This is a genomic window from Sanguibacter biliveldensis (assembly GCF_033798665.1).
GTDB lineage: Bacteria > Actinomycetota > Actinomycetes > Actinomycetales > Cellulomonadaceae > Sanguibacter > Sanguibacter inulinus.
Genome location: NZ_CP138359.1, coordinates 806,059 through 818,108, shown reverse-complemented (window position 1 = coordinate 818,108; position 12,050 = coordinate 806,059). Strand labels below are relative to the sequence as shown.

Genomic DNA, 12,050 nt, shown 5'->3' with positions numbered 1-12,050 from the left:
CCCGGTCCAGTCTGCGCCTGGCGCCGCGCCCAGTCCGCGTCATGCGCCGCGCCCAGTCCGCGTCGGGCGCCGCGCTCAGTCCGCGTCGGACCTGCGGCACGCCCCGGCGACGAGGGACATCGCCTCGCCGAGCACCCGCATCTGCTCAGGGCTCAGGACGTCGACCATGTGGCGCCGGACCGACCTCACGTGGTGCGGTGCTGCCTCGGCGAGCGTCGACATCCCGGCGTCGGTGAGCACGCAGTCGACCCCGCGCCCGTCGTCGAGGCATGCCTGACGCCGGACCAGCCCGCGGTCCTCGAGCCGTCGGACGGTGTGGGTCACGCGGCTGCGCGAGTGCGCGAGGGTGTCCGCGAGCGCCGACATGCGCAGCGTGCGCTCGGGGTTCTCCGACAGCCTGACGAGCACCTCGTACTCGTGGAGCGAGAGCTGGGACTCGGCGTCGAGGTCACGGTTGAGCGCCTCGGTGAGGCGCGCGCTGCCCTCGAGGAACGATCGCCAGCTCACCTGCTGCTCGTCGTCGAGCCACGGGATCGGTCCGCTGTCGCTGCTCATCACTCACGTATCTCCTGGTCCCAGGCCTGCGGAGGCAGGGGTCGGCCTGCCATCCCCCTCTTGGACCCTAGCGGCCCGACGCGCGTGACGGAGACTCGGGCGCAAGAATCGGGAGACGGGGGGGACTTGCGCCTCGCGGCAACTTAGTAGAAGATTCAATTATTGAAGGTGAGAGAGAACCTCCCGCCGTCCACTCGCCGCTCGTCCGGGTCCAGCCCGTCCGAGCACGGAACACCTCAGGAGCTCACATCATGACTGCACTCCCCAACGGACTCGTCGCCGGCACCTACAACGCCGACCCCAGCCACAGCACCGCGGCCTTCGTCGTCCGCCACGCCGGCATCTCCAAGGTCCGCGGCACCCTCGGCCTGAACTCCGCGACCATCACGATCGGTGAGGACGTCGAGAGCTCGACCGTCGTCGCCGAGCTCGACGCGACCGCCGTCAACACCGGCTCGCCCGACCGCGACGCCCACCTCACCAGCGCCGACTTCTGGGACGCCGAGAAGAACCCGACCTGGACCTTCACCTCCACCTCGGTCTCCTCCGACGGCGACGACTTCGTCGTGACCGGCGACCTCACCATCAACGGCGTCACGAAGTCGGTCGAGCTCGAGACCGAGTTCGACGGCACCGCGGTCGACGCCTACGGCAACCCGCGCGCAGGCTTCGAGGCCAAGACGGAGATCTCCCGCAAGGACTTCGGCCTCACCTGGAACGTGGCCCTCGAGGCCGGCGGCGTGCTCGTCAGCGACAAGGTCAAGATCTCGCTCGACATCTCGGCCATCAAGGCCTGACCCGAGCACCACGACCCGACCGCGGCAGCGCCGCAGGTCGGGTTACCTGGCCACCGGACGGAGCGACCCCCGGCTCCCCGACCGGCCCCTGAGAGCCCGCCTGCCCCTGCGCAGGCGGGCTCTCGGCGTCTGGCGGGCACTCGGTCTGACAGGCTCTCGGTCTGGCGGCCTCTCGGTCGCGCGGCGGCGACCTACAGCCCCGCTGCCTCCCGGCCAGACCGCTCGCGCGAGTGGAAGGCGAGGATCTGCAGCTCGCTGCCGAGGTCGACCGAGCGCAGCTCGACGTCGTCGGGGACCTGGAGCGCGCGCGGGGCGAAGTTGAGGATCTCCCGCACGCCGGCTGCGACGACCACGTCGCACACCTCCTGCGCGTGCTCGCCGGGGGTCGCGATCACGACGATCGACACGTCGAGGTCGCGCACGACGTCGGCGAGCCGGGCGACGTCCTCGACCACCACCCCGGCCACCTCTGTCCCCACGAGCGCGAGGTTCGAGTCGAGCAGCGCCGCCACCGTGAAGCCGCGGGCTCCGAATCCCGAGTAGTTGGCGAGGGCGTGACCGAGGTTGCCCGCCCCGACGATCGCGACCCGCAGCTCGACGACGAGCCCGAGGGCCGACTGGACGCGCTCGCGCAGCGTGTCGACGTCGTAGCCCACCCCCCGCCGCCCGTGGGAACCGAGATGGCTGAGGTCTTTGCGCAGCTGGGCCGGGCCCACGCCTGCGAGCTCGGCGAGCTGCTGCGAGGAGGCGCTCGTCACGCCGCGGGCAGCCAGGTCGGTGAGCACCCGCAGGTACCCCGGGAGGCGCTCGACGCTCGCCGGCGGCATGGTGCGGCGGATCTCGACGACCTCGCGGAGCCCCACGGCCTCGGCTGCCGAGGTGGTGGGCTCGGGGCGGGTCGCGGTCATCCCCTCAGGGTAGGGCCGTGCACAGCCGCTCGGCGCGCGTGCCCGTCGACAGGTTCGTACGGTGGGGCTCGTGCCCCCACGTCCCGCTCAGATCACCGCCCGCGTCCGGACCAGCCGCACCGGGGTCCTCACCGGGCGCGCGCTGCGGCTGTGGGCCCTGAACCCCCGCTGGTCGATGGCCGTCAAGGCGTCGGTCGCGGCCGCCGTCGCCTGGTACGTCGGCGTGCTCGCGCCGGCCCCCTTCTCCGACTATCCGTACTACGCACCGCTCGGCGCGGTCATCGCCACGTCGACCACTGTCGCCCGGTCGGTCCGGGAGACCGCCCAGACCACGGGTGCGATCTTGCTCGGGGTCGTGATCGCCCGGCTCGCCGACGCGTTCCTCGACCCCGGTGCGCTGTCGATCGCTCTCGTCGTGTGCCTCGCCACGCTCGGGGCGGGATGGAGCCGTCTCGGCGAGATGGGCGCGTACGTCACCACGACGGCGCTCTTCGTCCTCGTGATCGGCAGCGGCGACCCCGGCGACTTCGTCGGGGCGTACGCGGGACTCGTGGTCGCCGGGGCGCTCGTCGGCATCGGCGTGAACTTCGCCTTCCCACCCCTGCCGCTGTCCCCCTCCGACGTGGCCCTCGACGGGCTGCGCGACACGCTCGCCGACCAGCTCGACTCCCTCGCAGACGGGCTGCGCGGTGACAGGCCCCCGACCGCTGAAGAGTGGGACGACAGGCGTTTTGCGATCCGACCGGTCCTCGAGAAGAGCCGGGCAGCCGTCGCGTACGCGGGCGAGGCCAGCAAGGGCAACTGGCACGCCCGGCGCTACAGCGCCTGGTCGGTCGCCCAGGCCCGACGGTCGGTCATGCTCGAGAAGCACGCGAACCTCGTCGACCACCTCACGAACCTGCTGACCGAGACCGAGACGCAGAGCGCACGCGACCCCGCGCTCGGCCCCGACCTGCGTCCGCCGGCGGCGGACGCCCTCGCAGAGTACGCAGCCGCGCTCCGCGCCCTCGAGGTGTCCACGGACGACTCGATCCCCGACCCGCCGACTGCCCTCAGGCATGCTGTCGACGCGCTGCGGGACGCGGTCCGTGAGCAGCGGTCGCGCCGCGAGGGCGACTTCCTGGCCGCCGGGGCTCTGGTCCTCGGCCTCGACCGCGCGCTCCGGTCGGTCGGGGCGGACGCCGACGAGCGCCGCGCCGAGGAAGAGGCCGGTGTCGACGACGTCGAGGGCGACAGTGCCGGTGACGGTGACGGCGAGACCAGCGAGGAGGGTGGAGCCACCGAGCAGCTCAGGCCGTGAGCGACCTGCGCAGCCGCGCCTCGTCGACCCGCCAGAAGGCCTGCTGCACACCGTCGACCTCGACGACGGGTACGTGGTCGCCGTAGCGGGCCCGGAGCTCGTCGGAGGCGTCGACGTCGGCCGTGCGCCACGCCTCGCCGAGGTCGTCGCAGACGCGCGCGACCACCTCGAGGGCCTCGACGCACAGGTGGCAGTCGTCGCGGGTGAAGACCACGACTCGTTCTTCAGGGTTCACGCGACCCACACTAGGCGGTCGGCTCCGCCCACCTGCCCCGCAGCCCGTCCCTGGTTAGAGTGGGTGGCGTGCGCATCGACAGGACAGACCCGGAGTCGGGCGAGCTGGTAGCCGAGACGGCCCTGACGACGGCCGACGTGAGCGCGACCTCCCCAGCTCCCGGCGCATCCCCCGACGAGCAGGGCGCCGCAGCAGCACGGCCGGTCGCCGCGTTCTTCGACGTCGACAACACGATCATCCGCGGGGCGAGCTCGTTCTACCTCGCCCGCGCGCTGTGGCGCCGAGGCTTCTTCCGCAAGCGGGACATCTTCAACTTCGCGTTCCAGCAGGCGCGGTACCTCGCCTTCGGCGAGACCAACCAGCAGATCGACGAGGTGCGCTCGCGCGCGCTGTTCCTCATGACAGGCCACTCTGTCGCCGAGGTCGTGGCGATCGGCGAAGAGGTCTACGACCAGGTCCTCTCGCAGCGGATCTTCCCGGGCACGCAGAAGCTGCTCGACGCCCACCAGGCCGCAGGCCACCAGGTGTGGCTCGTCACGGCGACGCCTGTCGAGATCGGCGACCTCATCGCGCGGCGCCTGGGCGCGACGGGCGCGCTCGGGACCGTCGCCGAGCACTCGAACGGCTTCTACACGGGGCGCCTCGTCGGCGACATGATGCACGGCACAGCGAAGGCCAACGCCGTGCAGGTGCTCGCAGCCGACCTCGACATCGACCTCGAGGCATCGTCCGCCTACGGCGACTCGATGAACGACGTGCCGCTGCTGTCGACCGTCGGCAACCCGTGCGCGATCAACCCCGACCCACGGCTGCGCAAGCACTCCAAGACGATCGGCTGGCCGATCCGGGAGTTCCGCGGGAAGCGGCGCGCCGCCAAGCGCGGCATGAAGACCGCGAGCTGGGCTGGCCTCGCCTGGGCCGCGGGGCTCGTCGTCAGGTCGGCGACGCGCGCTGTCCGCGGGCGTCTGGGGCACTAGCAGAGGCGACGAGAGGGCCGGGGCAGCGCGCCCCGGCCCTCTCGTGGTGCGCGGCGACCTCAGCCGAGGCGGACCATCGTCCACGAGACTGCCGGCAGGTCGACGGTCAGCACACCGTCGACGACCTTCGCCGTGCTGTTGTCCTGCGGCAGGACCGACGTCGAGTCGTCGGCCGTGGCAGCCCAGGTGTGGTCGGGGTTGGACAGGGTGAGCGCCTCGACCACGTCGACGTCCGCGCCGCCAGCAGCGTGACGCAGGGCGCTGAGGTCCACGGTGACGCCCGTCGAGCCGTCGGTCGAGCGGTTGACGACGAAGAGGCTCACTGCCCCGGTCTCAGGGTCGCGGGTGGCGACGGCGTCGACGAGGGGGACCTCGCCGAAGCGTGCCGTCGGGTAGGTCGGCGCCTCGATGCCGACCCGCAGGACGTCGCCCACGGCGTGCTCCGACGCCTGCGCGAAGGGGTGGAAGATGGTCTGCTTCCATGACCGCCCGCCTGGCTCGGTCATGATCGGGGCGATGACGTTGACGAGCTGGGCGAGAGACGCCGCGTGCACGCGGTCGGTGTTGCGCAGCAGCGAGACGAGCAGGTTGCCCACGACCACGGCGTCGGCGACGTTGTAGCGGTCTTCGAGCAGGACCGGCGCGACGGGCCAGTCGTCCCCCGTCGGCGGGACCGACTCCGCGCGCTTCTGGTACCAGACGTTCCACTCGTCGAAGGAGATGTTGATCCGCTTCGTGTGCTTGCCTGCGGCCCGCACGTAGTCGGCCGCAGCCGTCACGGACTCGATGAAGTGGTCCATGTCGACAGCCGAGGCGAGGAAGGACCCGAGGTCGCCGTCCTCCTCGAAGTAGTACGCGTGCGCCGAGATGTAGTCGACGAACTCGTAGGACTCCTCGAGGACCGTGGCCTCCCACGCGCCGAAGGTCGGCATCGACGAGGACGACGAGCCGCAGACGACCAGCTCGATGCTCGGGTCGATCATCCGCATGGCGCGGGCTGTCTCGGTGGCGAGCCGCGCGTACTCCTCGGCGGTCTTGTGGCCGATCTGCCAGGGTCCGTCCATCTCGTTGCCCAGGCACCACATCGTGATGCGGTACGGCTCTTCGTGGCCGTTCGCCCGGCGCAGGTCGGAGTAGTAGGTGCCGCCCGGGACGTTGCAGTACTCGAGCAGGTCGAGCGCCTCCTGGATCCCGCGCGTGCCGAGGTTGACGGCCATCATCGGCTCGACACCAGCCTTGCGGACCCACTGCATGAACTCGTCGACACCCACGAGGTTCGGGTCGCTCGAGTGCCAGGCGAGGTCGAGGCGGGTGGGGCGCTGGTCCTTCGGGCCGATGCCGTCCTCCCAGCGGTAACCGGACACGAAGTTGCCACCGGGGTAGCGGACCGTCGAGACGCCGAGCTCACGGGTGAGCTCGACGACGTCCCCGCGGAAGCCGTGCTCGTCCGCGCTCTCGTGCTCAGGGTCGTGGATGCCTGTGTAGACGCAGCGTCCGAGGTGCTCGACGAAGGAGCCGAAGGTGCGGCGCCGGACAGGTCCGACCGTGAAGGCCGGGTCGAGCGTCAGGGTGACGGCCGAGGAGTTCGCGCCTGCGGCGTCGGTCGGGGTGTCGTGGCTCATGGTTCTCCTGTCGTGTGCACGGGCGTCGGTGCCGCGTGGGTCCCGGGCGCAGGGCGAGCCTCTGACGCCAGGTTCTACATCGTTGTAGAGAGATCATGCACCAGCGCTCCGAGAGCGTCAACAGCGGCGCTCACCCTCGCCCGCGCAGAGCAGGACCACCCCGTCCGACCGCGTCCGGACGCCTGTCGCCCGACGCTTCCAAAGGCCCAGCCTCCCTGCCAGACAGTTCGGACAGAGCGGACGACTCCGCGTCAGGCTGGCCGAGAGGGGTCGGCAAAACCGTCCCGGTGGGGTTACTGTGCTCCTTACCCGAGGTTGTACAACGATGAAGAACGGCGGGGCGGAGGTCCCGTGGCCTCCGGACGGCAGCACGAGCAGCACCGGTGCCGCCCGCCGGAGAAGAAGCGACCGAGCAGCGCACGGCACCGGTGCCGCGCGAGAACGTAGCAACGAAGGAGTGGCTATGAACGACTGGGCGATCCCAGACCGACGGAGCCCGGGCACACCGCCCAGCAGGTTCCGGTCCGGACGAGGAACCGCGAGCGAGGCCGACGGCTTCTCCCGACGCTCCTTCCTGCGCGGCGGGGCCTTCCTCGCCGGGGGCACGGCGCTCATGGCCCTCGGCGGCTGCGGAGCCGTCGCCCGCCCGCAAGAACAGCTGAGCTTCTGGCACCTGCTGACAGGCAGCGACGGCCGGACCCTCACGACCATGATCGACGAGTTCACCGCGGCGAACACCGACGTGAAGGTCCGTCAGACGATCCTCGGCTGGGGCTCCCCCTACTACACCAAGCTCGCCATGGCCTCGGCCGGCGGCCGCGCCCCGGACATCGCCGTGATGCACAGCGCCAGGGTACCCGGCTACGCACCCGGCGGTCTGCTCGACGCCTGGGACGCCGACCTCCTCGCCGACCTCGGTGTCTCGGCCGAGACCGTCCCCGAGCTCGTCTGGAAGAAGGGCCTGAACGGCGACCGTGTGCTGTCGGTCGCGATGGACACCCACCCCTTCGTCCTCTACTACGACAAGACGGCCGCGAGCACCGCCGGAGTCCTCGACGCCGGCGGTCTCATCACCGGCGCGGACTCCCCCGAGGGCTTCCGCGACGTCGCGCTCGCGATGGCCGAGGTGACCGGAGGCCACGGGCTGGCGTACGGCTTCCTCAACGACCCGTCGAACATGTGGCGCATGTTCTACACCTGGTACAAGCAGACCGGGGCCGAGATGTCCTTCCCCGAGGGCGGCACGGTCCAGTACGACCGCGACGCTGCGATGACGTCGCTCGAGTGGATCGTCTCGCTCCTCGACGACGAGGTCGCCTCGAGCAGCAACGACGGCGGCACCGCGATCTCCGAGTTCGCCACAGGGCGGACCGGGATGTTCCTCGGTGGCGTGTGGGAGATCGGCACCTTCAAGGAGAACGACATCGACCTGGGCATGCAGGTGATCCCCACGGTCTTCGACACCCCCGTCGCCTTCTGCGACTCGCACTCCTTCGTCCTGCCGCACCAGAGCTCGCCCGACGCGTGGAAGCGTGAGAAGTCGCACGAGTTCGTCGCCGACCTCCTCAAGTCCTCGCTCCAGTGGGCGGAGGCCGGGCACATCCCCGCCTACACCCCGGTGCTCGAGTCGCCGGCGTACCAGGAGCTCGTCCCCCAGCGCGACTACGCCGACGCCGTCGACTACGTCGTCTACGACCCGGAGGCCTGGTTCAGCGGGTCGGGGTCCGACCTGCACCGCCACTTCGGCGACGCCATGCAGAGCGTCTACATGGGGAGCGTGAAGCCCGCCGACGGGCTCGACGCCTTCGTGGACCGCATCAACACGCTCATGTCCCGGCCGAGCCCGGTCTGACCGACGAGAGGGACGAGGAAGTCTCATCATGACCACACCTGACCTGAAGGGGCGCACAGACGCGCCCCCCACCCCCGCGGCGAGAGACGCTGCCTCACGCTCGCTCAGCGCACGCCGACGCTCGGACACCATCCGCGGCTGGATGTACATGGCGCCGTTCGCGATCGCCTTCGTGCTGTTCCTCGTCTGGCCGACGATCTCCGGCTTCTACATGAGCTTCACGGCCCGCAGCCTCACCGGCGCGGGCTCCGAGCTCGTCGGCCTGGCCAACTACTCCGAGGCCTTCGGCGACTCCGAGATGTGGAAGTCGCTGTGGAACACCGTCGTGTTCACGGTCCTCAGCACCATCCCGCTCGTCGTCGTGGCCCTGCTGCTCGCGACCCTGGTCAACATGAACCTCAAGGGCCAGTGGGTCTGGCGGCTGTCGTTCTTCATGCCGTTCCTGCTCGCCTCGACAGTCGTCTCGCAGTTCTGGCTGTGGATGTACAACCCCCAGCTCGGCCTCGTCAACGAGGTCCTCGGGTGGGTCGGGATCGAGCCCAAGGCCTGGCTGCAGGACCCGTCGACGGCCATGATGTCCGTCGTCGTCACGACCGTCTGGTGGACCGTTGGCTTCAACTTCTTGCTCTACCTGTCGGCGCTCCAGAACATCCCTGACCACCAGTACGAGGCCGCAGCCCTCGACGGCGCGAGCACCACGCGCCAGTTCTTCTCGATCACCCTGCCGCAGCTCGGCCCGACCACGGTCCTCGTGTCGATCCTCCAGCTGCTCGCCTCGCTCAAGGTCTTCGACCAGATCTACCAGATGACCGGCGGTGGCCCCGGCGGCGCGACCCGGCCCATCCTCCAGTACGTCTACGAGGTCGGCTTCACCGGGTACCGCCTCGGCTACGCCTCGGCGATCTCGTACATCTTCTTCTTCCTCATCGTCGTCGTGTCCGTGGTCAACATCGTCGTCATCAACCGCAGAGGAGCACGGTCGTGACTGCTCAGACTCTCGAACGCACCCCCGTCGCCCCTGTGCGCGGCGCCACCAAGAAGCCGCGTCGCAGGCCGCGCGCCGGCAGGATCGTCTCCTACGTGGTCATCGCCGTGCTCGCCTTCGGCTGGCTCGTGCCGGTCCTGTGGGCCGTGATGACCTCCCTCAAGACCGAGTCCGAGGCCGCTGCCGCACCGATCACGATCGTCCCCGAGAGCGGGTTCACCCTCGACGCCTACGCCCGGGTGCTTTCGTCCAGCCAGGTGCCGCGGTGGGCCCTCAACAGCCTCATCACGGCGACGGCCGTCACGCTCATCACCCTGGTCATCAGCGCCCTGGCTGGCTACGCGCTCTCCAGGCTCGACTTCAAGGGCAAGAAGATCGCACTCGCCGTGATCATCGGCTCGATCATGGTCCCCGGGCAGATCCTCATCGTCCCGCTGTTCCAGCAGATGCTCGACTTCGACCTCGTCGACACGTACTGGGGCGTGATCCTGCCGCAGATCGTGGCGGCACCGATGGTGTTCATCCTCAAGAAGTTCTTCGACCAGATCCCGCGCGAGCTCGAGGAGGCCGCGCTCGTCGACGGCGCGAGCCGGTTGCGCATCCTGCGGCAGATCATCGTGCCGCTGTCCCGCCCGATCCTCGCGGCGGTGTCGATCTTCGTGTTCATCGGCGCGTGGAACAACTTCCTCTGGCCGTTCATCGTCATCAACGACTCGGACCTCATGACGCTCCCTGTCGGCCTGCAGACCGTCGTGAGCGCCTACGGCATCCAGTACGCGCAGAACATGGCGCAGGCCGTGCTCGCAGCGCTGCCGCTGATCGTCGCGTTCTTGTTCTTCCAGCGGCAGATCATCAAGGGCATCTCGACGACCGGGATCGCCGGCCAGTAGACGCCCGACCAGCACCACGGACCGACGGCGGCCGTGCCAGCACCCAGGTGCTGGCACGGCCGCCGTGCTGTGTCAGCGTCTGCTGTGCCACCGTCGCGCTGTGCCACCACCGTGCTGCGCAGCGGTGCTGCTGCAGGTCAGCCGCGCCCCGCGGCGGCATCCACCTGAGCCAGCAGCGCGAGGACGTGGTCGGTCAGCACCCCGGCAGCCTCGGCGTCGTAGGACTCGTGCCCAGGGTCGGCGAACAGGTGGGCGCTACCCGGCAGCAGCAGGAGCTCGGCGTCCGGGCTCGCCTCGACGAGCTGACGAGCGGCGTCGATGTCGCCCTCGTCCACGAAGAAGGGGTCTGCCTCGGTCGCGACCACCCTGACGGGCACCCCCGCAGGCCACTCCTCGCCGAACTCGCTCACCGGCAGGCATGCACTCACCAGCACGGCGCCACCGGCCCCCGGGGTCGTCTGCGCGAGCCGCTGGGCCGGCACCACCCCGAGCGAGAACCCGATGTAGACAGCGCCCGGCGGTGTGCCCTCGGCGGCCTCAGCGCCGCGGCGCATGATCGTGCCGAAGCCGATCTCCGAGGCGTGGGCGACACCCGAGTCGATGTCGTCGAAGAGCCTGCCCTCGAACAGGTCCGGGGTCCGCACGTCGTGCCCTGCGGCGCGGAGCAGCTCCGCGAAGGTCTCGACGCCGGGGGTCAGCCCCAGCGCGTGGTGGAACAGCAGCACGTCAGCCATGACGCTCCTCGTCTCGGTCGGCAGGGTCCGCGGGCGGTCGTCGTCCACGCGTCCAGCCCACTCTCCACGCCGCAGGCCCGACAGTCCACAGGAGGTGCTCCGGCGACGCGCCGTCCCCCCACGCCCTGGGGAGGTCAGGCGCGTCAGAGCGTCCGGGCTCGCAGGTCCGAGCCTGCGCCCGCGCGACCTGTCGACTCGCGCACGACGATCTCGAAGCCCGCGACCACCGACGTCGGCGTCCACCCCTCGCCGCGTGCGGCGATCCGGGCCTGGAGCAGCTGGACCGCCGTCGTGGCGATCTCCTCCCGGCCCGGCGAGACCGACGACATCGGCGGCGAGGCGTAGCGGGCCTCGTCGATGTCGTCGAAGCCGATCACGGCGACCTCGTCGGGGACCGAGACCCGGCGCACGTGCAGGGCGTGCATCGCGCCGAGCGCGAGGGCGTCGTTGAGACCGAAGACGGCGTCGATCTCCGTGCCCGAGTCGAGCAGCCTGTGCATGGCCTCGGCCCCGTCGGCACGGTGCCACAGGCCGGCCTCGCCGATGAGCGCGGGGTCGGGGGCAATCCCGGCGTCCTCGAGGGCCTGGAGGTACCCCTGCGTGCGGAGGGCGGCCGTGCCGACCTGCTCGCCGAGGTGGGCCCCGATCATCGCGATCCTGCGCCGTCCCTGGCTGACGAGGTGCGCCGTCGCGGCACGCGCCGCCTCGACGTTGTGCATCGTCACGTGGTCGTGGCCGGAGCCGAACATGCGCTCGCCGAGCAGGACCATCGGGAAGTCCACGTCGAAGGCCGCGCGGTCCTCGGGGCCGAGGTCGAGCGGGGAGAAGATCACCCCGTCGGTGAGGTGCTTGCGCTTGCCGGACAGCAGCTCGAGCTCGCGCTCACGGACTGCGCCGGTCTGCTCGATGAGCACCGTGAGGCCCACGGCCTCGGCGGCCCGGATGACGGAGTCGGCGAGCTCGGCGAAGTACGGGAGGCTGAGCTCGGGGACCGCGAGGCAGATCATGCCCGTGCGCCCCGAGCGCAGGTTCCGCGCCGAGACGTTCATCTGGTAGTCGAGCTCTTTGATGGCCGCGAGCACCCGGTCGCGCGTCGTGTCGCGGATGTACGGGTACCCGTTGACGACGTTGGACACGGTCTTGATCGACACGCCCGCGAGCTGGGCGACGTCGTGCATCGTCGTTGACATCCGCT

12 protein-coding genes are annotated in these 12,050 nt (G+C 70.4%); 6 read left to right on the top strand and 6 right to left on the bottom strand.

Annotated features, from left to right (window positions below; all coding sequences use genetic code 11):
* Positions 1-75: 75 nt before the first annotated feature.
* The gene (locus SANBI_RS03505; RefSeq protein WP_319158967.1) at positions 76-555 is read right to left on the bottom strand and encodes a MarR family winged helix-turn-helix transcriptional regulator; all 480 of its coding nucleotides are present in this window, start codon (positions 553-555) and stop codon (positions 76-78) included.
* Between the two features lie 251 nt (positions 556-806).
* Between SANBI_RS03505 and SANBI_RS03500 the strand changes: the two genes are divergently transcribed.
* Positions 807-1,352: a YceI family protein gene (locus SANBI_RS03500; protein ID WP_056136537.1), complete on the top strand. Its 546-nt coding sequence runs from the start codon at positions 807-809 to the stop codon at positions 1,350-1,352.
* Positions 1,353-1,543: 191 nt separating this feature from the next.
* On the opposite strand, the gene SANBI_RS03495 is transcribed toward SANBI_RS03500, so the two are convergent.
* A complete protein-coding gene (locus SANBI_RS03495) occupies positions 1,544-2,260 on the bottom strand; it encodes a redox-sensing transcriptional repressor Rex (RefSeq protein ID WP_319158964.1) in 717 nt (238 codons plus the stop codon).
* A gap of 70 nt (positions 2,261-2,330) precedes the next feature.
* Between SANBI_RS03495 and SANBI_RS03490 the strand changes: the two genes are divergently transcribed.
* Entirely contained in the window at positions 2,331-3,560 is a 1,230-nt protein-coding gene (locus SANBI_RS03490) for an FUSC family protein (protein ID WP_319158961.1), read from the top strand.
* On the opposite strand, the gene SANBI_RS03485 is transcribed toward SANBI_RS03490, so the two are convergent.
* Entirely contained in the window at positions 3,550-3,795 is a 246-nt protein-coding gene (locus tag SANBI_RS03485; protein ID WP_319158959.1) for a glutaredoxin family protein, read from the bottom strand. The genes SANBI_RS03490 and SANBI_RS03485 overlap by 11 nt on opposite strands.
* A 59-nt stretch (positions 3,796-3,854) precedes the next feature.
* Between SANBI_RS03485 and SANBI_RS03480 the strand changes: the two genes are divergently transcribed.
* Positions 3,855-4,772: an HAD family hydrolase gene (locus SANBI_RS03480; RefSeq protein WP_319158957.1), complete on the top strand. Its 918-nt coding sequence runs from the start codon at positions 3,855-3,857 to the stop codon at positions 4,770-4,772.
* A 59-nt stretch (positions 4,773-4,831) separates the two neighbouring features.
* Here the strand turns inward: SANBI_RS03480 and arfA are convergent, their stop codons facing one another.
* Complete coding sequence (arfA, locus tag SANBI_RS03475) at positions 4,832-6,394, bottom strand: arabinosylfuranosidase ArfA (protein ID WP_319158955.1); 1,563 nt, start codon at positions 6,392-6,394, stop codon at positions 4,832-4,834.
* Between the two features lie 463 nt (positions 6,395-6,857).
* Here arfA and SANBI_RS03470 point away from each other — a divergent pair, with 463 nt between their 5' ends.
* Genes SANBI_RS03470 through SANBI_RS03460 form a run of 3 tightly spaced genes read left to right on the top strand, consistent with a single transcriptional unit; the run spans position 6,858 to position 10,121 of the window.
* On the top strand, positions 6,858-8,246 hold the full coding sequence (locus SANBI_RS03470; protein ID WP_319158953.1) for an extracellular solute-binding protein: 1,389 nt from the start codon (positions 6,858-6,860) through the stop codon (positions 8,244-8,246).
* A 28-nt stretch (positions 8,247-8,274) separates the two neighbouring features.
* Positions 8,275-9,231 carry a carbohydrate ABC transporter permease gene (locus SANBI_RS03465; protein WP_319158951.1) on the top strand — a complete coding sequence of 319 codons (957 nt, stop codon included), beginning with the start codon at positions 8,275-8,277 and terminating at the stop codon, positions 9,229-9,231.
* Positions 9,228-10,121: a carbohydrate ABC transporter permease gene (locus SANBI_RS03460; protein WP_056136527.1), complete on the top strand. Its 894-nt coding sequence runs from the start codon at positions 9,228-9,230 to the stop codon at positions 10,119-10,121. The genes SANBI_RS03465 and SANBI_RS03460 overlap by 4 nt, the downstream gene beginning before the upstream one ends.
* 137 nt (positions 10,122-10,258) lie before the next feature.
* Here SANBI_RS03460 and SANBI_RS03455 read toward each other — a convergent pair whose 3' ends face one another.
* On the bottom strand, positions 10,259-10,855 hold the full coding sequence (locus SANBI_RS03455; RefSeq protein WP_319158948.1) for a dienelactone hydrolase family protein: 597 nt from the start codon (positions 10,853-10,855) through the stop codon (positions 10,259-10,261).
* Positions 10,856-10,998: 143 nt separating this feature from the next.
* Complete coding sequence (locus SANBI_RS03450; RefSeq protein ID WP_319158945.1) at positions 10,999-12,045, bottom strand: LacI family DNA-binding transcriptional regulator; 1,047 nt, start codon at positions 12,043-12,045, stop codon at positions 10,999-11,001.
* Between the last annotated feature and the right edge of the window lie 5 nt (positions 12,046-12,050).